This is a genomic window from Paenibacillus sp. GQ49, assembly GCF_059759055.1.
Map to the genome: position 1 here is coordinate 1 of NZ_JCAXEL010000015.1, position 20,828 is coordinate 20,828.

General features: G+C 47.3%; 18 protein-coding genes and 8 tRNA genes. All 26 read left to right on the forward strand.

Annotated elements, in window-relative coordinates; genetic code table 11:
* The first annotated feature begins 68 nt into the window (after positions 1-68).
* The 26 genes from AC6CIF_RS22210 (at position 69) to AC6CIF_RS22335 (ending at position 20,757) form a co-directional block, all read left to right on the forward strand.
* Positions 69-160 (forward strand) — tRNA-Ser (locus AC6CIF_RS22210).
* 43 nt (positions 161-203) lie between these two features.
* A tRNA-Met gene (locus AC6CIF_RS22215) sits at positions 204-280 on the forward strand.
* Positions 281-289: 9 nt separating this feature from the next.
* Positions 290-365: transfer RNA gene (locus tag AC6CIF_RS22220), tRNA-Val, on the forward strand.
* Between the two features lie 5 nt (positions 366-370).
* Positions 371-446: transfer RNA gene (locus AC6CIF_RS22225), tRNA-Thr, on the forward strand.
* A 9-nt stretch (positions 447-455) separates the two neighbouring features.
* Positions 456-533, forward strand: a tRNA-Asp gene (locus AC6CIF_RS22230).
* A gap of 21 nt (positions 534-554) precedes the next feature.
* Positions 555-627, forward strand: a tRNA-Phe gene (locus tag AC6CIF_RS22235).
* Between the two features lie 12 nt (positions 628-639).
* A tRNA-Tyr gene (locus AC6CIF_RS22240) sits at positions 640-725 on the forward strand.
* Positions 726-732: 7 nt separating this feature from the next.
* Positions 733-805, forward strand: a tRNA-Lys gene (locus AC6CIF_RS22245).
* A gap of 144 nt (positions 806-949) precedes the next feature.
* The gene (locus tag AC6CIF_RS22250; protein ID WP_498201588.1) at positions 950-2,143 is read left to right on the forward strand and encodes a PucR family transcriptional regulator; all 1,194 of its coding nucleotides are present in this window, start codon (positions 950-952) and stop codon (positions 2,141-2,143) included.
* Between the two features lie 103 nt (positions 2,144-2,246).
* Positions 2,247-3,374, forward strand: a complete 1,128-nt coding sequence (locus AC6CIF_RS22255; RefSeq protein WP_017691279.1) for an ABC transporter ATP-binding protein — start codon at positions 2,247-2,249, stop codon at positions 3,372-3,374.
* 419 nt (positions 3,375-3,793) lie between these two features.
* Positions 3,794-4,732 carry an HPr(Ser) kinase/phosphatase gene (gene hprK, locus AC6CIF_RS22260; protein ID WP_017691278.1) on the forward strand — a complete coding sequence of 313 codons (939 nt, stop codon included), beginning with the start codon at positions 3,794-3,796 and terminating at the stop codon, positions 4,730-4,732.
* Positions 4,733-4,852: 120 nt separating this feature from the next.
* The gene (gene lgt, locus AC6CIF_RS22265) at positions 4,853-5,878 is read left to right on the forward strand and encodes a prolipoprotein diacylglyceryl transferase (protein WP_498201589.1); all 1,026 of its coding nucleotides are present in this window, start codon (positions 4,853-4,855) and stop codon (positions 5,876-5,878) included.
* A 6-nt stretch (positions 5,879-5,884) separates the two neighbouring features.
* Positions 5,885-6,541, forward strand: coding sequence for a pyrophosphatase PpaX (gene ppaX, locus AC6CIF_RS22270; RefSeq protein ID WP_017691276.1), 657 nt, complete (start codon positions 5,885-5,887; stop codon positions 6,539-6,541).
* Entirely contained in the window at positions 6,538-7,080 is a 543-nt protein-coding gene (locus AC6CIF_RS22275; RefSeq protein ID WP_498201590.1) for an acyltransferase, read from the forward strand. The genes ppaX and AC6CIF_RS22275 overlap by 4 nt, the downstream gene beginning before the upstream one ends.
* Positions 7,081-7,470: 390 nt before the next feature.
* Positions 7,471-8,670, forward strand: a complete 1,200-nt coding sequence (locus tag AC6CIF_RS22280) for an ATP phosphoribosyltransferase regulatory subunit (protein WP_498201591.1) — start codon at positions 7,471-7,473, stop codon at positions 8,668-8,670.
* Position 8,671: 1 nt separating this feature from the next.
* The gene (gene hisG / locus AC6CIF_RS22285; RefSeq protein ID WP_498201592.1) at positions 8,672-9,331 is read left to right on the forward strand and encodes an ATP phosphoribosyltransferase; all 660 of its coding nucleotides are present in this window, start codon (positions 8,672-8,674) and stop codon (positions 9,329-9,331) included.
* Positions 9,332-9,458: 127 nt separating this feature from the next.
* Positions 9,459-10,763, forward strand: coding sequence for a histidinol dehydrogenase (gene hisD / locus AC6CIF_RS22290; RefSeq protein ID WP_498201593.1), 1,305 nt, complete (start codon positions 9,459-9,461; stop codon positions 10,761-10,763).
* On the forward strand, positions 10,756-11,385 hold the full coding sequence (gene hisB / locus AC6CIF_RS22295) for an imidazoleglycerol-phosphate dehydratase HisB (protein WP_197997954.1): 630 nt from the start codon (positions 10,756-10,758) through the stop codon (positions 11,383-11,385). Before hisD ends, hisB begins: the two co-directional genes overlap by 8 nt.
* A 3-nt stretch (positions 11,386-11,388) precedes the next feature.
* The gene (gene hisH, locus AC6CIF_RS22300; RefSeq protein ID WP_498201594.1) at positions 11,389-12,015 is read left to right on the forward strand and encodes an imidazole glycerol phosphate synthase subunit HisH; all 627 of its coding nucleotides are present in this window, start codon (positions 11,389-11,391) and stop codon (positions 12,013-12,015) included.
* A gap of 62 nt (positions 12,016-12,077) precedes the next feature.
* Positions 12,078-12,812 carry a 1-(5-phosphoribosyl)-5-[(5-phosphoribosylamino)methylideneamino]imidazole-4-carboxamide isomerase gene (gene hisA, locus AC6CIF_RS22305; RefSeq protein WP_498201595.1) on the forward strand — a complete coding sequence of 245 codons (735 nt, stop codon included), beginning with the start codon at positions 12,078-12,080 and terminating at the stop codon, positions 12,810-12,812.
* 30 nt (positions 12,813-12,842) lie between these two features.
* Positions 12,843-13,604 (forward strand): imidazole glycerol phosphate synthase subunit HisF, encoded by a 762-nt coding sequence (gene hisF / locus AC6CIF_RS22310; RefSeq protein WP_017691268.1) that lies wholly within the window; start codon positions 12,843-12,845, stop codon positions 13,602-13,604.
* On the forward strand, positions 13,597-14,331 hold the full coding sequence (hisIE, locus tag AC6CIF_RS22315) for a bifunctional phosphoribosyl-AMP cyclohydrolase/phosphoribosyl-ATP diphosphatase HisIE (protein ID WP_498201596.1): 735 nt from the start codon (positions 13,597-13,599) through the stop codon (positions 14,329-14,331). Before hisF ends, hisIE begins: the two co-directional genes overlap by 8 nt.
* A gap of 11 nt (positions 14,332-14,342) precedes the next feature.
* On the forward strand, positions 14,343-15,167 hold the full coding sequence (gene hisJ, locus AC6CIF_RS22320; RefSeq protein ID WP_498201597.1) for a histidinol-phosphatase HisJ: 825 nt from the start codon (positions 14,343-14,345) through the stop codon (positions 15,165-15,167).
* 76 nt (positions 15,168-15,243) lie between these two features.
* A complete protein-coding gene (locus AC6CIF_RS22325) occupies positions 15,244-16,191 on the forward strand; it encodes a ribose-phosphate diphosphokinase (protein WP_036616184.1) in 948 nt (315 codons plus the stop codon).
* 254 nt (positions 16,192-16,445) lie between these two features.
* On the forward strand, positions 16,446-18,707 hold the full coding sequence (locus AC6CIF_RS22330; protein WP_498201598.1) for a helix-turn-helix domain-containing protein: 2,262 nt from the start codon (positions 16,446-16,448) through the stop codon (positions 18,705-18,707).
* 448 nt (positions 18,708-19,155) lie between these two features.
* A complete protein-coding gene (locus AC6CIF_RS22335; RefSeq protein ID WP_498201599.1) occupies positions 19,156-20,757 on the forward strand; it encodes an extracellular solute-binding protein in 1,602 nt (533 codons plus the stop codon).
* Positions 20,758-20,828: the final 71 nt, after the last annotated feature.

Below are 20,828 nucleotides of genomic sequence, written 5' to 3' on the forward strand. Positions count from 1 at the left end.
TTCGCATGTTTCGTTTCGAATCTAGTTTTCAGGGAGCAATCCTTGAATGATGTTGATGATTGTTATTTGGAGAGATACCCAAGTGGCTATAAGGGGACCCTCTGCTAAGGGGTTAGACTGCGTAAGCGGTGCGAGGGTTCGAATCCCTCTCTCTCCGCCATCTTTACCTAAAGATGGACAAGCAATCAAGACACAATTAATATGGCGGTGTAGCTCAGCTGGCTAGAGCGTACGGTTCATACCCGTAAGGTCGGGGGTTCGATCCCCTCCGCCGCTACCATATTACCCAGGAGGCTTAGCTCAGCTGGGAGAGCATCTGCCTTACAAGCAGAGGGTCGGGGGTTCGATCCCCTCAGCCTCCACCATATACGCCGGTGTAGCTCAACTGGTAGAGCAACTGACTTGTAATCAGTAGGTTGGGGGTTCAAGTCCTCTCGCCGGCACCATTAATGCCTGGAACCGTGGTGTAGTTGGCCTAACATGCCTGCCTGTCACGCAGGAGATCGCGGGTTCGAATCCCGTCGGTTCCGCCATTAATCCTAAAAATTAAATATGGCTCGGTAGCTCAGTCGGTAGAGCAGAGGACTGAAAATCCTCGTGTCGGCGGTTCGATTCCGTCCCGAGCCACCTTTAATCCCTGGAGGATTAGCGAAGTGGCCAAACGCATCAGACTGTAAATCTGCTCCCGTACGGGTTCGGTGGTTCGAATCCATCATCCTCCACCAGTTTTATGAGTCATTAGCTCAGTTGGTAGAGCACCTGACTTTTAATCAGGGTGTCGAAGGTTCGAGCCCTTCATGACTCATCTTTAATAAAAAGAGTGATTAATCATTAATTTGATTAGTCGCTCTTTTTTGTTATGTGATTTTAACTCAATATGGATATTTATTAATACTCGGCAAGATATGATAAACTAGTAGAAAACATGCAGAGTGGTGACGTTCATTATATGAAGCTCATACCTGATCTAAAACAGCAAATTGAAGTCATTATTGGCACAACTTTGGACGAATATGAAATTACAATAGAAGAATGGATGCAATCCGTGGAAAATCTGATTGGTCATCATGAGAATTCAGAGACCTTTAGTGATGAAGTTGAGCGTCGGGAGTTATCTGACCAATCTACATCTCCAAGTTCATCCGATGTGATCAGTTTGAATACGGGAAAGCGTATATTTTTTAAGGTTCGAATGATTGAGAAAGAAGAGACCGTTGTGTGTTGGGGATGCGCTGCAAGATCTATTACCTTGGAAACACGACAATTGATCGAGCTTGTAATCCGTACTAACACGGCTCTACCCGATGAGGCACAACCTGTTGTATATGAGAATGATAGGGAGCAGTATTTGACTGAATTGGGTCTCTGGCTTAAAGAGCAGATCGAAGAACCAAACAAGCAGAAATCTGAAGCGGTTCCTGATCGCTTTGTGGCGCCTGCAGGATTAAATGCTGAGAAGATTCTCTTCTTGCTGCAAGGAGATACACCGGATGCACATCGTTTGCGGTCCAAGGAACTCAACAAGTTGCTTGAGAGTTACTTTGGCGAGGAGATTGTCTTGATTCCTTTGGGGGAGCAAGAGTGGATTTTCATGGGTGATAAAGAAATTGTTACTGAAGAAGCCGAAGAAGATACAACGGAAGCCAAAAAGGATTCACTGAACGCTTTTTGTCTGGGGTTACATGAATTGGTTGCCAGTGAGTGGGCTGGGGTGTTCCATCTGTCTGCATCTCTGCCATGCATTCCTGCGCAACAACTTGTATCGGTCACAACTCTTCTTAGAGAGAGTGTTCACTTAGGGAGAGCATTCCATGTTACGCAGCATATTCATCTCCCATGGGACCTTCACCTGGAGCGGTTGGTAGCGAGCATTCCAGATGACCAACGTATACGTTTTATAAAGGAAACTGGTAAAGACACGGTAATCTTCAATGACAGTGAGACACTTGCTACGCTGGAGACCTTTTTTAGCCTGGACTGTAATGTCAGCGAGACAGCAAAACGACTTTTCATTCATCGTAATACGTTGGTATACCGTCTGGATAAGATCAAACAGGAGATTGGCTATGATGTGAGGCACTTTGAAAGTGCTGTTCTAGTGCAGTTTTTACTACTAATGTACAAAGTGACGAAAAAGCATTGATATTTTTGTGCAGTTTGCGAATAGTCAAACCTCACGTAGATAGGGTATTATAAAAATACAAATTGTATTCGATTACAAAATGATCTCTGAGGAGGCAACAATCATGGCTGGAGTACGTTTAGAGCATATTTTCAAAAAATACCCGGGTTCTGATAAAGCAACTGTAGTTGACATTAACCTGGACATTAAAGATAAAGAATTTCTGGTACTGGTAGGTCCGTCCGGTTGTGGTAAATCAACAACACTGCGTATGATCGCAGGCCTTGAGGAAATTTCTGAAGGTAAACTCTATATCGGTGACCGTGTCGTTAATGATGTTGCACCTAAAGACCGCGATATCGCGATGGTATTCCAATCCTATGCCTTGTATCCGCATATGAGCGTATATCAAAACATGGCGTTTGGTTTGAAATTGCGTAAGGTTAAAAAAGATGAGATCGACAAACGTGTACGTGAAGCAGCTAAAATCCTGGATATCGAGCATTTGCTTGAGCGTAAGCCTAAGGCATTGTCCGGTGGTCAACGTCAACGTGTCGCTTTGGGACGTGCGATTGTCCGTGATCCACAAGTATTCTTGATGGATGAGCCTCTCTCCAACTTGGATGCCAAACTGCGTGGTCAAATGCGTGCTGAGATCACTAAACTTGCGAAACGTTTGGAAACAACTGTTATCTACGTAACGCATGACCAGATCGAAGCGATGACGATGGGTGATCGGATCGTTGTTATGAAGGATGGTATCATCCAACAAGCAGCTTCTCCGGAAGAGTTGTACAACCTGCCGGCTAACCTGTTCGTAGCTGGTTTCATCGGTTCCCCGACAATGAACTTTATCTCGGGTAAACTCGCTGAGCAAGGTACTAGCATGCATTTCATAGCTCCTGGTGTGGATGTTGAAATCCCGCAAGGTAAAGCACAAGTACTGAAATCTAGAGGATACATTGGCAAAGAAGTGATTCTGGGTGTTCGTCCAGAAGACATTCACGAAGAGCCAGTATTCCTGGAAGCATCCCCGAACTCTGTATTCTCTACACACGTAGATGTTACAGAGAACCTGGGTCACGAAATGCTCCTCTACTTGAGCGGTGTTGGTAATGATACAACGATCGCACGTGTAGACGGACGTTCTAACACTCGTGATGGTTCTACAGTTAAAATGGCCATCGACATGAACAAAGTTCATATCTTTGACAAAGAGACTGAAGTGAACGTACTTCTTCAAGACAAATAATACTGGGATTCCTCGGTGACGATGGAACCTGACAGTTAACGCAATTATACATTGTAATGAGAGCCCCTTCCGTTATTGCTGGAAGGGGCTTTTTTAAGATTATTGGAATTATAAGTTTCGGCGGATCTGAAGGATTAATAATGGCAAGAAAAACAACCGTTAAACTACGAATGTAGTATTTCGATGGCGCTTCGATCAGAAGACTTTTCTTACTAATGGTTGTCGGAGGCTGCGATTGCATTCATCCCGGAATTCATTTAAGATTATTTGAAGGTCTGTCTTCTCATATATTTGAGAGAATCGACTGTTGGAAGGGTATGCAGTCTGTACCCCATGTTGTGAATGCGCTAATAATGGAAATAACTGATACACGATCTGATGTACATAGAGGGACAGCTAATGCTGAAAGGAAGAGACAAATGGCGAAAAAAGTGAAAGTATCTGAACTGGTGCAACAATTTCAGTTGGAGGTTGTTTCTGGATCTCACGGACTGAAAAGAGTCATTACGGTAGATGATCTGAACCGTCCTGGTCTGGAAATGGCCGGTTATTTTGAATACCATCCACAAGAACGGGTACAGCTACTCGGAAGAACGGAGTTAGCTTTCTTTGCAATGTTACCTGAGCAAGAGCGGCGGGATCGTATGCAACGTCTTTGTACGGAAGAGACGCCTTGTATCGTTGTCACGCGTGGATTGGAAGTTCCACAAGAGCTGATTGATATCAGTGAAGAACAGAATCTGGCTGTACTTCGCAGCAATATGGCAACAACGATTCTATCCAGCCGGATTACAGGATTCCTGGAGAAGAAACTGGCACCAACAGCAACCATTCACGGTGTACTTTGTGATGTCTATGGCGTAGGTATGCTGATCACAGGTAGCAGCGGTATTGGTAAGAGTGAAACAGCGCTTGAACTGGTGAAACGTGGACACCGACTGATTGCCGATGATGCGGTAGAAATCCGCCAAACGTCAGATTTTCAGCTGCACGGTACTGCACCTGAATTGATCCGCCACTTGCTCGAAATTCGAGGTGTCGGTATTATCAACGTCATGACATTGTTCGGAGCTGGTGCGGTTCGGAATAACAAACGGATTACCTTGGTTGTACGTCTGGAAGCATGGCAGCAAGATAAACAATATGATCGTCTGGGTCTGGATGAAGAGACTACACGTATCATTGATACCGATGTGCCTCTGGTTACGATCCCTGTTCGTCCGGGACGGAACTTGGCGGTTATTATTGAAGTGGCAGGTATGAACTATCGTCTGAAACAGATGGGTCTGAATGCTGCACTGCAATTCACGAACAAGCTGACAGCAACCATCTCGGAAGATATGGAAGACATGGATTAAGGAATATTTTATACAAGGACATGCTGATAAATGGTTGACATGTACTGCTCTCTTAAGGCGCAGGGTATGCCAACCATTCGTCATGCGTGCGATTGATTGAATAAATAGGAGTGTGAATGAATGGATACATTATTACTGTTGAACCCGATTGCGTTCTCTATTGGAGCGTTAAAGGTTCACTGGTACGGGCTTATTCTTGGTGCCGCTGCACTTATAGGACTGCTGCTCGTGATCCGGGAGGGCAAACGATACAATATTCCACAGGAAGTGTTCATGGACATGGTCCTGCTGGGTGTGCCTTCTGCCATTATTGGTGCCCGCATCTACTACGTAGCATTTAAGTGGGAAGATTATAAGGATAATTTTTGGGATGTCTTTAAAATATGGAATGGCGGTATAGCCATTTATGGTGCCCTTATTGGTGCAATCATCTGTGCAGTTATTTTCTTCCGTCGTAAAGGGTATAACTTCTGGCGTATGGCCGATATCTGTGCGCCTGGACTGCTCGTTGGACAGTTGATCGGACGCTGGGGGAACTTTGTAAACCAGGAAGCCTACGGCGGTCCTGTAGAAGAATCATTTTTGAGAGACAAGCTCCATCTGCCGGACTTTATTGTGAATCAAATGAACGTAGACGGGGTATTCCGCCATCCTGCGTTTTTGTATGAATCGATGTGGAGTCTCGTTGGTCTGGTCTTGTTGCTGGTTCTGCGTCGTCAGAAGTTTCTGCGTTCAGCTGAACTGTTCATGTCTTATTTCATCTGGTACTCTATCGGTCGCTTCTTTATTGAAGCTTTGCGTACGGACAGTCTGGGCTTCCAGGCTCCACAGTGGGTTGCTTCACTAGTGAACGGGTTGTGGTCTCCAATGACTGCAATGGGCTTCGAACAAGGATATCTTGACCCTGCTTACGGTAACGTAAGAATCTCACAACTACTCGCGATTGGCATCATTATTGTTGCTGTTATATTCATTGTGGTGAGAAGAGTGACAGGTAAAGCAGATGTTCGTTATAGTGATCCGATTGTATCGTCCAAAGTTACCTCAGATGATATGGAGCATACGGGAACAGTTGCTGGCAAAGAGAGTAAGTTAACACCTCCAGCCAAAGATGAATCCAAGCAAGTTGATGATAAAAAGGAGTAATGCAACATGATTGACACGGTATTGTTTGATCTGGACGGAACGATTATTGATACCAATGAGTTGATCATCAGCTCATTCCAGCATGTCATGGGAGGATGGGAGCATTCAGCTCCATGGACTCGGGAACAGATCATTCCACATATGGGTGGCACACTGGAGCAGCAAATGCGTACCTTCTCTGGTCAGGAGGAAGTCTCCGAGTACGTGAAAGGTTACCGTGCTTATAATGATATCCATCATGAAGCGATGGTTAGACCTTTTCCACATGTTATTGAGGTAGTAGAGGCGTTGCATCAGGCTGGCATTGTGATGGGTGTGGTCACAACCAAAATTCGTCCATCTACATTAAAGGTGCTGGAGCGTTTTGACCTACTGAAATATATGAAGACAATTGTAACAGTGACCGATGTAACGAATCCGAAGCCACACGCTGAACCTGTACTGAAAGCCATGACGGAACTGGGTGCAGATCCTGCTAAAACGTTAATGGTGGGTGACAGTCCGGTGGATATCCAATCGGCACAGAATGCGGGCGCTCTATCGGCGGGGGTTGCATGGTCTCTTAAAGGAGAAACAATCCTGAACGGATATGGACCCGACCATATGTTGCATGACATGAGAGACTTGTTGAAACTCATCCGTATTGAAACGGGACGTTCATGAGAAAAGTAACCCGCTATCCGGTAGAGGACCAGAATGCACTTTGGCATATCTACAAGACAGTGAGTCCGTGGAAGGGCGTTCGTAATTTTATCTGGATCCAGTTGTCACGCTATTGTCCGATCCTATCGGTGAAGAATTGGATTTACCGCCGAATGCTCGGTATGAAGGTGGGAAAACATACGGCCTTTGGCCTGATGGTGATGGTGGATGTGTTTTTTCCGGAGAAAATAACGGTTGGCGAAAACTCGGTCATTGGTTACAACACAACGATTCTCGCTCATGAGTATCTCATTAAGGAGTACAGGCTCGGTGAGGTGATTATCGGGGAAAATGTACTGATTGGTGCCAACACAACGATTCTGCCCGGGGTCACTATAGGAGACGGAGCCGTTGTGGCTGCTGGAGCTGTCGTACATAAGGACGTTGCACCAGGAGCTTTTGTTGGAGGTAATCCACTACGTGATTTATCCCGCGCGGCAGCTTCTACGGAAGACACTGTCTTTAACACGGATGATTCTTCTCAGGGTAGTGTGCATTGAGTCAATAAAGTAATGAATGAAGATGGGTTGAAGTAAAAAGCTGCTTATGGCAGCTTTTTTCGTATATAAATACCGATTGGAAGCGTAACAGTGTGTATATAAAACGATATGTCGTTCCAAGGTCAATTAAGCTTTGGTATTGTTGACGGTAGTGCGGATTTCATGTTATCATATCCCATATCCTTTAGTTTGTTAGCACTTTACCATGTGAAAGTATTATTGGAGAAATGAAGCATGATAAAGATTGAACTAAACCAATAGTTTGAAGGCTTATGCGATAATACTGTGATTCAAGATTTATAAGATAGAATGGGGATTTACACTACATAAATCCTGTTGAAATAGAACGAGTGCGACTCTTAAACTACTGACTCGGGGTGAATATTACCAATGTCCAAACCAAAAGGTTTTGAAAAACCGACCGGATTCCGCGACTATACACCACATGTAGTATCCAAGCTGCGGACGATTGAACGCAATGTACTGGAATGTATGGAACGCTGGGGTTACCGTCAGATCATTACACCAACGATTGAATATTACGATACGGTCGGTGTAGCAAGCTCTACATCAGATCGTAAATTGTTTAAATTGCTAAACAGCCGGGGAACCACGCTGGTGCTCAGATCGGATCTAACGGCTCCGATTGCACGTGTAGTCTCATCCATGCTCAAAGATGAGCAGTTGCCGCTGCGTTTATCCTATCATGCGAATGTATTCCGTTCTATTGAAGAGGAAGCTGGGCGTGAGGCTGAATTTTTCCAGACGGGCGTGGAGCTGGTTGGAGACGACTCACCTGAGGCGGATGCAGAAGTTGTTGCGCTTGCGATTGCCTCTTTGCAGGCAGCGGGTGTGTCTTCTTTTAAAATAGCGATGGGCCATATGGGATTCCTGAACGGATTACTGGAGGAAGTGATTCCAGGCCAGACAGCGGAGCAGGAGCAATTGAAGGAAGGGCTGCTCGGACGTGATTATGTCGGCTATCGCCAGTCGATTGAAGCATTGAACCTGGAGCCGAAGTTGAAAGAACAGCTTGAAGCAATCTTGCGTCTGCGCGGTGGCAAGGAAGTATGTACACATGCGGTAGAGCTAAGTTCAAGCGCTGAAGCAGCTCAATCGATTGCACATCTGTGTGCCGTATTCGAAGTGTTGGAAGCGTACGGTGTATCCGAGCATGTGCTGATTGATCTGACGATGATCGGTGATTTCTCCTATTATACGGGCATGACGTTTGAAGGGTATGCGGCAGAACTGGGGTCTCCGGTATGTAGTGGCGGGCGGTATGACAATCTGTTACAACAATTCGGGCGTTCGCTGCCAGCTACAGGATTTGCACTGAAAACGAACCGGATTATTGATGGTGTTCATGGCATTACCATTGAGGAGAAAAAACCGGTACTTATCCAATATACCTCGAAACGTCGGGCTGAGGCATTAACAGAAGCGTCAAGATTACGCAGTATGGGACAAAATGTAGTGACTCTCCTTCTTCCTGAAGACGGGGCTGAGGCGAGTGCCCTATCGGGTGAAGCAAGAACCGATCAGGCTGAGCAGGTTATTACTTACGGATCTGAAGAAGGAGGACGCTGAGATGTCGGATATTCTGAAGGTGGCCATGCCGAAGGGCCGAATCTATAAAAAAGCCTCCAAATTGTTCCGTGAAGCGGGGCTGGATATTCCAGAAGACGTGGACGATACACGCAGATTGGTCATTGAAGTACCGGAAGCGGGAATGGAATTCATTATGGCGAAGCCAGTAGATGTTCCAACGTATGTGGAGTACGGTGTTGCCGATATCGGAATTGTTGGTAAAGATGTGCTGCTGGAGGAAGATCGGGACGTGTACGAACTGTTGAATCTGGGAATCGCCCAGTGTCGTATGTCTGTGATCGGACTTCCCGACTGGAAGCCGGGCATCCAGCAACGTGTTGCAACGAAGTACCCGAGGATTGCTTCACAGTATTTCCGGGAGCAGGGGCAGCAGGTTGAGGTGATCAAGCTGAATGGTTCCATTGAGCTTGCGCCTTTGATTGGTCTGGCAGACCGGATCGTCGATCTGGTGGAGACAGGTCAGACGCTGCGCGAGAACGGATTGGTGGAGATGACAGGCATTCTGAACATCACCAGCCGTCTTATCGCCAATCGGGTAAGTTATCGGATGAAAAATGCACGAATCCAGGCTTTGTGTGATGCACTTCAGCAGGTCATTCCGGCATCGAATGAAATTTCGGCGGGAAGCCTTCGGGGATGAATTACTGCTTCGGAAACATAGATGAGAAACATGTAAAGCAAAAGTAAAAGTAAGAGTAAGAGACAAAATAAAGAAGCAAATCGGCCACAAGAAGGCAGGTATTACAGAGGATGAGGAGGTTGTACGTATGAAAATTGTACCTGCACGGGAGTTTGATCTGAAGCGGGAAGTGGAGTATGGCACGCCGGAGCAAAATGAAACGGTACGACGTATTGTCAGCGACATTCGCCGTGAGGGTGATGCGGCACTGCTGCGTTACACGGAGCAGCTGGACCGCACAAAGCTGACGGCAGCGGAGCTACGCGTGCCGCAGGAAGAGCTGCAGGCGGCTTATGCAGCCGTGGAGCCATCCTTTGTGACGGCGATTCGGCAAGCCGCCGCCAACATTCGTGCGTTTCACGAGAAACAGAAACGCAACTCGTGGATGGATTGGCAGCCGGACGGCAGCCTGCTGGGCCAGGTCATCCGACCGCTGAAGCGGGTCGGAGTCTATGTACCTGGCGGCAAAGCAGCGTATCCATCGTCTGTGCTGATGAATGTGATTCCGGCACAGGTGGCAGGCGTGCCGGAGATTGTTCTTGTGACGCCGCCGTCAACGAACGGTGGCGAAGGTATTAACCCGTACATTCTCGTTGCTGCTGCGGAAGCAGGCGTGAGCGAGATGTACCGGGTTGGCGGCGCTCAAGCTATCGCCGCCCTGGCTTACGGCACGGAGAGTATTGCCCCGGTCGACAAGATCTGTGGACCGGGCAATATTTACGTGGCGCTCGCGAAGCGCGAGGTGTACGGTGCGGTCGATATCGATAGTATCGCCGGGCCGAGTGAGATTGTGGTGCTCGCCGATGATACGGCGAATCCAGTGTATGTCGCCGCCGACCTGTTGTCGCAGGCGGAACATGACGAGATGGCATCGGCCATTCTCGTCACGAATTCGACCACGCTGGCGGAAGCCGTGCAGGGCGAAGTGCAGCGGCAGCTTGAAGTGCTGCCGCGGCGTGATATCGCTGCTGCTTCCGTGGAGCAGTATGGCGCGATTATTGTGGTCGATTCCATCGATGAAGGAATCGACGTGGTGAACCGGCTTGCACCGGAGCATCTGGAGATCATGGTGCAGGAGCCGATGGCATACGCTGGCCGGATCGAGAATGCCGGTGCGATCTTCCTCGGCCCGTACAGCTCGGAGCCGGTAGGAGATTATTTTGCCGGACCCAATCACATTATTCCGACCAATGGAACTGCGCGATTCAGTTCACCAGTGGACGTGGATGATTTTATCAAGAAATCGAGTCTGATCTATTATAGTAAAGAAGCGCTGCTGAAGAACGGAGCGGCTATTATAGAGTTGGCCCGCCATGAGGGTCTTGAAGGGCATGCCCGTGCAATTGCTGTACGGTTAGAACAGGAAGGAAAGGCGGAATCGGACAATGGATAAGCAAAATAATGGTGTGGAACTTGAAAACAAAGGTGCAGTGCGCCAAGCAGAGGTGGACCGCAAAACTAATGAGACCAATATCCAATTGGCCTTTACTGTAGATGGCACAGGACAATCCACGATTGAAACGGATGTACCTTTCCTGAACCATATGCTGGATCTGTTCACCAAGCACGGACAATTCGACCTGAACGTGCAGGCTCGCGGAGATATCGACATCGACGATCATCACACGGTTGAAGACATCGGAATCTGTCTGGGACAGACGTTGCGAGAAGCGTTGGGCGATAAACGCGGTATTAAGCGTTACGCCAGTGTTTTTGTACCGATGGACGAGGCACTTGCTCAGGTCATTATTGACGTGAGTAACCGACCTCACTTTGAATACCGTGCAGAATACCCTTCCCAACAGGTAGGCAGTTTCTCCACGGAACTGGTACATGAATTCCTGTGGAAATTGGCATTGGAAGCTCGGATTACATTGCATGTCATTGTACACTATGGTCAGAACACCCACCACATGATTGAAGCGATCTTTAAGGCATTGGGACGTGCACTGGATGAAGCTACGATGATTGATCCACGTGTAACGGGTGTCCCTTCCACGAAGGGAGTGCTGTAGACGATGGCGATTGCAATTGTCGATTACGGTATGGGTAACCTGCACAGCGTCGGCAAAGCGGTCGAACGTCTTGGCTACGAAGCGCTGGTCACGGGTGACCGGGAAGAGATTCTTGGCGCAGATGGTGTCATTTTGCCAGGCGTAGGTGCTTTTGGTGATGCGATGGTTCATCTGCGGGAGAGTGGACTGGACACGGTGGTGAAGGAAGCCGCTGCCGGGTCTAAGCCACTGCTCGGTATCTGTCTGGGCATGCAATTGTTGTTCAGCTCAAGTGAAGAGCATGGTGAACATGAGGGACTGGATATTTTGCCAGGTAAAGTGGTGCGTTTCGCACCAGGAGAACTGAAAGTTCCTCATATGGGATGGAACCGTTTGGAGTTCCTGCACGCGGAAAACCTGCTTTTTACGGGGCTTGAGGCAGGACACGTCTATTTTGTTCATTCCTATCATGCGCTCACTCAAAAGAGGGACGATCTGCTGGCGGTAACGGATTACGGACATCCGGTGACAGCCATTGTAGGCAGAGGATCCAACTTCGGTATGCAATTCCACCCGGAGAAAAGTGGAGAGCTTGGTATGAAGCTGCTCGGCAACTTTTTGGCTCTGACAGGAGCGCCTGTACAAAGGTAAAGCATCATCTCTTCTTAACTATAGAAAGCGTACAAATCTAATTCATATTCAGGAGGCCTTGTATGTCATCTTTTATCCTATATCCGGCGATTGATATCCGGGACGGCAAATGTGTAAGACTGGTGCAGGGAGATTATAATCAGGAGACCGTGTATAACGATGAACCGGTTCAAGTAGCTCTATCCTGGGAGAAGCAAGGCGGTACATACGTTCATCTGGTGGATCTGGATGGTGCGAAAGCAGGTCATCCTGTTAACGATGAGCTGATCGGGCGGATTGCCTCGGCTGTGAACGTACCTGTTCAGGTGGGCGGCGGACTTCGTACAGTAGCGGATGTAGAACGTTTGCTGGGTCTGGGTGTTAGCCGGCTGATCATTGGAACAGCAGCAATTGAGGATCGTGCTTTTACAGAGGAAGTACTGGGACGTTACGGCGACAAAGTGGCAATTGGCATCGACGCTCGTAATGGTTACGTGGCAACCCGCGGATGGCTTGAAACATCGGAAGTACAGGCAGAGGTACTCGCGAAGGAATTGGCGGCGTATGGGGCAGAAACGTTTATCTTTACGGATATTTCCCGTGATGGCATGATGCAGGGTCCTAATGTGGAAGCAATCGTATCTCTAGCCAAGGCAAGCGGACGGACGGTTATTGCTTCCGGCGGTGTGAGTGTAATGGATGATCTGCTTCGTCTAAGTCGCCACGCGGATGATGGTGTTGGTGGAGCAATTGTGGGTAAAGCACTGTATACGGGAAGCATCGATCTGTCTGAAGCTGTACGTGCGGTCAATAAGTAAGGGATATTCGGATAGAGAGGAAGAGGTAGCATGCTGGCAAAAAGAATCATCCCCTGTCTGGACGTGAAGGACGGCCGGGTCGTCAAAGGCGTCAACTTCGTCAATCTCCGCGATGCGGGTGATCCGGTAGAGCTGGCGGCGCTATATGACCGCGAGGGCGCGGACGAATTGGTATTTCTCGATATCTCCGCTTCGGTAGAAGGTCGTGAAACGATGGAAGAAGTCGTGCGGCAGACGGCTGGCGAGATCGCTATCCCCTTTACGGTAGGTGGTGGCATCTCCAAGGTGGAGGACATGAAGCGGATTCTTCGTGCAGGAGCGGATAAAATTGCAGTGAATACAGCCGCGGTACTTAATCCGCAGTTGATCGCAGATGGTGCACGTCGCTTTGGCTCGCAGTGTATCGTGGTAGCGATCGATGCCAAGTATAACGAAGCTTGGGGCGAGTGGGAGGTCTATACACATGGTGGACGGAAACCCTCCGGGATCAAGGCGTTGGAATGGGTTAAACAGGCTGAGAGCTTGGGCGCGGGGGAGATTCTTCTCACAAGTATGGACGCGGACGGAACAAAAGACGGTTTCGATCTGAAGCTGACGGCAGCAGTATCCGAATCTGTGCGTATTCCAGTCATCGCATCGGGCGGTGCGGGCAAGGAGTCTCATTTCTATGATGTATTCACCACAGGCAAAGCGGACGCAGGTCTGGCCGCAACGATTTTCCATTACAAAGAAATCGCCGTACCGGCGTTAAAACAACATTTGAGAGAACAAGGGGTGGAGATCCGTGACTAAAGTGAGCGATGAAATCAAGGAACAGTTGTCCTTGGAACAGGTTGTGGAACACATTCGTTGGAGTGACGGATTGGTTCCTGCCATTGTGCAGGATGTGGATACTCGGGAAGTCTTAATGATGGCTTATATGAATCGCGAATCTCTGAAGTTGTCGCTGGAATCCGGTGAGACGTGGTTCTGGTCACGCTCGCGTCAGGAGTTGTGGCATAAAGGGGCAACATCTGGCAACGTGCAGACGATTACTTCCCTAAAATATGATTGTGACGGTGATACCTTGTTGGTTGAGGTGAAACCGAACGGTCCGGCTTGCCATACAGGGGCGGTAACTTGTTTCCATAATGAAATCATTGGTTTGCCAGAGAAATCGGCAGACAAGGCTTCGGATGAAACGGGTGAGGCATCTGCTTCTGCAAATTCCGGTTCCGAAAGTCGCTTTGAGGTATTGGCTGAACTGGAGTCCGTTATTGCAGAGCGTGAACGTGAGCGTCCTGAGGGTGCATATACAACGTATCTGTTTGATAAAGGTGTAGACAAAATACTGAAAAAAATCGGTGAAGAAGCGTCCGAGACGATCATCGCCGCCAAAAATAAAGATAATGACGAGCTTCGTCTGGAAGTCAGTGACCTGATGTATCACCTGCTCGTCCTGTTACAAGAGCGCAAGCTGCCGCTGGACGACATTATGTCAGAACTGAGCCGCCGTCATGAACGGCCTCGCCGCGATTAGGGGGCGAGTTCGTGCGTATAGACTATCATACACACCATGAGCGGTGTGGACATGCCATTGGCAAACTGGAAGAGTACGTGCAACGTGGTGTGGAGATCGGACTATCCCAGATTGGATTGTCCGATCACATGCCATTGTTGCATGTCGATCCGGCTCAATATTATCCGGAAATGGCGATGCCTATGGATGAACTGCCACGTTACGTAGAGGAGTGTTTCTCCCTGAAAGAACGTTACCGTGGTCAGATTGACGTACGTGTTGGTCTGGAAGGTGACTATATTGAAGGCTGGGAAACAGAGATCCGTGCAATCATTGAGCGTTATCCATGGGATTATGTGATTGGTTCTGTGCATTTTCTCGGGGAATGGGACATTACGGATTTCCGCCAGACCCATCACTGGGAGGGCAAAGACATCCTTGAAGTATATCGTCAGTACTACGATGCCGTAAGCAAGGCAGCCGCCACGGGCATGTACGATATTATGGGCCATACGGATGTCATTAAACGGTTTGGCTTTGTTCCTTCAACAGAGCAGACAGAAGAACGTATCTCACTGGAGAACGCAGCGCTGCAGGCTATTGCCAAAAGTGGCTGCGCCATGGAGCTGAATGCTTCCGGGTTATCGAAGCCTTGTGCCGAGATGTTCCCTAGTCGCAGAATGCTGACGGAAGCCATTCGCTTGGGTATTCCATTAACCATGGGCTCTGATGCACATGACCCACTGAAGCTGGGGGATTATTTGCCTGAAGCTGAAGCACTTTTACATGAGTTGGGCTGTACGGAAGTCGCTGTTTTTGAAGGCCGTCATCGCTCGTTCATTCCTTTAAATGTATAAGCCAGTGGAGTATAATGAGGGAAATAACCTTTTAGCTAAGGGATTATATAGGGACTTCAACCCTCGGGAGGGCATTATGCAGCATTCGTTACGTATTTTTTCCGGTTCATCGAACCCTAAGCTGGCAGAACAGGTATGTGACAAGCTGGGTGTACAACTGGGCAAGATCAAGCTGTCCAGGTTCAAGAGCGGAGAAATATACGTTCATTATGAAGAAACAATCCGTAATTGTGATGTGTTTCTGGTACAGTCGTTGTCTCATCCGATCAATGAGCTGTTTGTCGAGCTGTTGGTGATGATTGATGCCGCAAAGAGGGCTTCAGCGCGCACTGTGAACATCATTGTTCCGTATTATGGCTATGCTCGACAAGAGCGTAAATCCGCACCAAGGGAACCGATCTCGGCCAAGATGGTAGCAGATGTATTAACTACGGCTGGCGCCAATCGAGTGGTAACGATCGACCTGCACGCAGCGGCCATTCAGGGATTCTTCAACATTCCGGTTGACCATATGACATCACTGGATCTGATTAGTGATTATTTGTTAAGCAAAGGAATCGAGAACCCTGTTGTCGTCTCCCCGGATGCGGGACGAGCATCGATGGCAGAGAAGCTGGCGAACCGTCTGGATTCTCCATTTGCCATTATGATCAAGAAACGTCCAAGCCATAATGAATCGGTGATTACCCATGTCATTGGTGATGTAGAAGGACGGACACCTATTATTATTGAGGATCTGATCGACACCGGAACAACCATTCTGAATGTTGTGGAAGGGTTGAAGGAACGTGGCTCCAAAAATGTATATGTATGTGCAACACACGGATTGTTCTCCGATGGGGCAGTGAGTAAATTGAATCACCCGTCAATTGAAGAGGTGGTCGTTACGGACTCGATCGCACTGCCAGATGACCATCCTGAATGCTTCAAAGTGTTACCTGTTGCACCAATGCTGGCCCGCGCCGTACGCATTATTGTGGATGGTGGCTCCATGGCCACATTGTTTAAGGATTCTGGCATTTAGAGCATCGAGGATATAACGGTGTGCTGCCAGATAAACTGTCCCGTGTCTGAGTTGTTGTCTGCTCAGCACGGTTTTTTTGTTTTGGCTCTTAGAATTCAATTCTTGCTTTGCTGCTCAGAGGCTTGTGCTATAATAACATAAAATCAGTTATGATAGCGTTATCATATAGTATTCAACCTCTAAGGTGAGATGGATGCTGAACAGTAGAACCACGGCTGAGAACATTGGCATCGTGGAGTGAGGAGTGGGGTCTATTGTCTCGTAATTGGTACTACCGGTTATTGTTTTCGTATTTCCCAATTTTTTTTCTTACGGTGACCATACTCATTTTCATTGCGTTTGTATTCATCAATGACATCTCTAAAGAAGAAACAAAAAAAGCAGACCGGATCTCCTCCAGTTATATGATCGACACGGTGGATCGCACAATCAGGGATATTGAACTATCCATCCTGGAGACGGTACAGAGTCAGCAGGCATACAAACTCTATTTTAATAACACAAACCTGACCAGCTCGGACACGGTGTATGCAATCGCGCAGAATTTACGTGAGCTATCCAATTCGTCCTCATGGATTCAATCCATCTATCTATATGACAAGCGAAATAAACATGTTCTGACCATAAGTGGTTCCAGAGAAGCGGAAGGTTTCTCGGATAAGGCATGGATTGATCAGATGGGTAGCGGGTCTATCGGTTCAGGCTGGCAGCCGGTCCGGGAATTCGATGCGGACTCTGTTCAACGTACCCCTATTCGCGTATTAACCGTGAACAAGGACATGCCTTTGCCTTTTGGCTCACAGGGCACATTGGTCATTAATATCAAGATGAGCAGCATTGAACAGAGTGTAGATAGTATGGTTAATGGTCAGCTCTCATTCCTGACGATTACGGATCGGGACGGTAAGGTTGTGTATAATGCACACTCGGACCAAGAGGGCTCGATAGACGGTCAGGAACTGAATAGGCTATCGCTAGAAAGACTGGGCTGGACAGTATCCAGTGGAATTAAGGCCGGCAACTTATTTGGCTGGGTATCTGTTATATCTTATGTATGGGTAATCATTGCTATTGTGACTGTTATCTGTGCAATTGTATATATCGTGTATATTACTCGCCGTAACTATAAGCCCATTCAGATCATCATGAACCGGATTGAGTCTCATCAGATTCGGGCGTTTGAACACTCAGGTGCTCGCACGGATGAGATGAAGATGATTGACGGTGTGCTTGAGAATCTGATTAATCATATGATGGATTATGACAAAAAAAGCAGGGAAAATGTACTCATGCAGCGCAGCAAGTTGTTCAATGCCCTGTTGCATGGTGAACATATAGAAAATGCAGCAGAGCAATTAAAGGAGCTCTCTCCACTGAATGATGTGCATGACTCGTCGCGTTTTGTCGTTGTTGTTGGAGAGATTAACCGTTATGAGAAGGGATTTCAGGAGAGGTACACGAGAGGTGAACAAAATACGCTGAAGTTTGCCTTGATGAACGTTTTGCAAGAGCTGTCACGTAATACGGGAGTCCAATGCTGGACGGAATGGATTAGTGTGGATCGAATTGCAATCCTTTTTGTGTTGAAAGAACAGAATGATAACAACTTGGATATGTCTGGGCAGATTCGTGTTGTAGCTGAGGAATGCAAATCTTGGGTAGAACAAAATCTACGCATTTCCTTAAGCTTTGGCATTGGACCTATTGCTCAGGGAATCGGTTCAATACGAGATTCCTATGCAGCCGCAGAAGCGGTAATGCAACGTAAACTGTTGATGAATGGAGATGTCGGCCTAGCGGACTGCGGTGAAACACAGCATCCTTTGCTGGATACCTATACCTATCTGCAGATGATTGCGGACTTTGTTAAGCGATTCCGGATGTCGAGTGGACAGTGGCGGGAACAGTTGGAGGAGATCTTTACAGCGTTTGAACAGAACAAACTGCCGGATGATGAGATTCGTTCTCTGATTCAGGCCATGTTACAGATGCTTAGCCGAGAGGTGGCCATGATGTCGGAAGGACTCCAGGAAGAGCTGTCCGAAGAAAACATCAACAGATGGTTGAGTACTGTGGAAGAGGCAGAGACGCTTACGGATGTGAAAAGTCTTTTGTTTGATGGTCTGACGGACTTGTTCAGAACGTATGTAGCGGTAACGGAAACCAAGAGTTACAAAGCCATGGTTAACGAAATGAAAAATTATATCGAGGAACAGTTTGCGAATCCTGATCTTTCATTGAAACATCTGAGCGACCGATTCCAGATTACGGGCAAACATGCGAGTTATTTGTTCAAGACAGAATTCAACATGAAGTTTGTTGATTTTGTTACAGAGCTTCGCATGAAGGAGACGGAGCAGCTTCTGCTCACTACCGACTACTCTTTGCAGGATATTGCCCTGAAGGTTGGGTATGCAAATGGAATTACGTTGGGACGTGTATTTAAGCGGGTAACGGGTATTACACCAGGAGATTATCGTCGTTTGAAACGTGAAAATCGAGAACCCGATGAGTAACGCAGAAGTGAACCTATTCTGAGATCTATACATCAGGATAACACAGGGTGAATTTCATGCAGCCACTTTCCACTTAGGAGAGAGGCTTGCAGAGGTTCGCCCTGTTTTCGTTGAACAGTTCTCTGCTGCCCGAGATCGATGCAACTGTTTTCGCAGGATAGCAAGCTAATATTCCTGTTTTTTTCCCGTTTACGAATATAGGCAGTGTGTGAAAATGGTTTATCCGACTTGGGACAGGCAGTTCTGATCCTTGAGGTGAAGAGTACCGTCAAAGCTTAGAGCGGCGTAGCTTTGGGAAAAGAATCAGTCTGCGAAAATAGGCTTAGCATATAAACCATAATCCGTTTGTAAGCGCTTCCGAAAGAGGTTTATTGCAGGATGACGGAAAAATGTGAAATACTCTGGGCAAGCTTTAAACATTCACGCAAAGCCAAAGGGGATGACAAAAATGACAAGCAAAGCAACCAAAGGGAGTCTAAAGAAATGGATGGGTTTGGCGCTTACGATGGTAATGGGCGTTTCTTTACTTGCGGGATGCTCATCAGCATCAGAAGAATCAGCTGAAGGCGGAACATCAGGCAATGGCGAGCGCGTTACCTTAAAGGTGGAGATTTTCGACCGTGGTAACAGTCCTTCACCGTACACAATTACGAACAACTATCTATCTAAAATGATTCAGGAGAAGTTCGGTGATCCCAACAATATTGATGTACAGTTTGTACCCGTTCAGCGTTCTGAGGAAGTTACCAAGCTGAACGTCCTGATGGCTAGCAATACGGATGTCCCTGATATTGTCTTTGTTTATGACTCAAGCGTGTTTTATCGGTATGCCCAGCAGGGTGGTTTGACTGATGTTGGAGAGTTGATTGATCAGCACGGTCCGAACCTGAAGAAGTTCCTGGGTGAAGATACTTTGAAGTTCGGGCAAGTGGAAGGACAACAGTTTGCAGTTCCGGGTAAACGTGCGATCACAGGCCGATACAGTTCTTACATTCGTCAGGATTGGCTCGATAAGCTGGGATTGCCAGCGCCGAAGACCACGGATGAATTATATACAACTTTGAAAGCGTTCAAGGATAAAGATCCTGGTGGTCTAGGAAGCAAAAACATCCCAATGGGTATGGCTCTTGCACCAGCTCAATTCGAAACGCTCATCTACTCATTCATCAAACCAGTTAGTGGCGACCTGACTTATGGTCAACGTTATGAATTGCCGCTGCATGAAGGATTCAAAGAATCGATGCAGTTCCTGAACAAACTGTACAACGAAGGTTTGATCAGCAAAGACTTCAGTTTGGATGAAGACAAAACGCAGTTAGGGAAAGACATTCAAAACGGTAACGTAGGTTACTGGTCTGAAGATGTGGATGCCATGTTCTACGGAGATGGCACACTGGATAATTTGCGTAAAAATGTGAGTGGCAGTGAAGTGTTGCCGGTTGATGTATACACCAATCCAAATGCAGACAACAAACATATCAAGTCACGCTACGGAACAAATGGTATGTACATTATGATTCCGAAGAGCAGCAAACGTTCCGTCGAAGCGATCAAATATCTCGACTGGATGGCATCTGACAACAATCTGATTGATATCTACAGTGGTGTGGAAGGCGAGAACTATGATCTGGTAGACGGCATTCCGGTTGTGAAAGAGGATGCATCCCAGGAAGCACAGGATCGTCTGTTTAACGCAGGGGATACAGCCATTATCTCGAACGGTAAAAACATTGGTGATCAAGCGACGAATGAAAAGGCATGGATTATGGGCTTCCCGCAAAATAATCAGGAGATGCTGAAACAATCCATTGATATTGCTAACACCGATACGGTAGGACCGATCATTTTCGACAAACCGATTGAAGCAGAGATGAAGTACAGCACAGCTCTCAAAGACAAATTAAATGTCATTATCGTAAAAACAGCGATGGCTAAGCCGGCAGAATTCGATGCGGTATATGAAAAAGAAATGGCTGATTTCATGTCTCTGGGTGGTACTGAACTGAAAAAAGAACTTGAAGAAGCAGTTCAAGCACTCCCTGCAAAGTAAGTAACTTCACATTTCAAGATCCAAGACAGATACCCATACTACGGCTTAACTAGAAAGGAACGTGTGCCGCC

Bases quoted from the DNA above. Each gene is read 5' to 3' on its own strand.
- ppaX (WP_017691276.1), top strand. From the start codon at position 5,885: ATGATTGACACGGTATTGTTTGATCTGGACGGAACGATTATTGATACC.
- AC6CIF_RS22325 (WP_036616184.1), top strand. From the start codon at position 15,244: ATGCAGCATTCGTTACGTATTTTTTCCGGTTCATCGAACCCTAAGCTG.
- hisH (WP_498201594.1), top strand. From the start codon at position 11,389: ATGGCGATTGCAATTGTCGATTACGGTATGGGTAACCTGCACAGCGTC.
- AC6CIF_RS22335 (WP_498201599.1), top strand. From the start codon at position 19,156: ATGACAAGCAAAGCAACCAAAGGGAGTCTAAAGAAATGGATGGGTTTG.
- hisA (WP_498201595.1), top strand. From the start codon at position 12,078: ATGTCATCTTTTATCCTATATCCGGCGATTGATATCCGGGACGGCAAA.
- lgt (WP_498201589.1), top strand. From the start codon at position 4,853: ATGGATACATTATTACTGTTGAACCCGATTGCGTTCTCTATTGGAGCG.
- AC6CIF_RS22250 (WP_498201588.1), top strand. From the start codon at position 950: ATGAAGCTCATACCTGATCTAAAACAGCAAATTGAAGTCATTATTGGC.
- hisF (WP_017691268.1), top strand. From the start codon at position 12,843: ATGCTGGCAAAAAGAATCATCCCCTGTCTGGACGTGAAGGACGGCCGG.
- hisB (WP_197997954.1), top strand. From the start codon at position 10,756: ATGGATAAGCAAAATAATGGTGTGGAACTTGAAAACAAAGGTGCAGTG.
- hprK (WP_017691278.1), top strand. From the start codon at position 3,794: ATGGCGAAAAAAGTGAAAGTATCTGAACTGGTGCAACAATTTCAGTTG.
- AC6CIF_RS22280 (WP_498201591.1), top strand. From the start codon at position 7,471: ATGTCCAAACCAAAAGGTTTTGAAAAACCGACCGGATTCCGCGACTAT.
- AC6CIF_RS22255 (WP_017691279.1), top strand. From the start codon at position 2,247: ATGGCTGGAGTACGTTTAGAGCATATTTTCAAAAAATACCCGGGTTCT.
- AC6CIF_RS22275 (WP_498201590.1), top strand. From the start codon at position 6,538: ATGAGAAAAGTAACCCGCTATCCGGTAGAGGACCAGAATGCACTTTGG.
- hisG (WP_498201592.1), top strand. From the start codon at position 8,672: ATGTCGGATATTCTGAAGGTGGCCATGCCGAAGGGCCGAATCTATAAA.
- hisD (WP_498201593.1), top strand. From the start codon at position 9,459: ATGAAAATTGTACCTGCACGGGAGTTTGATCTGAAGCGGGAAGTGGAG.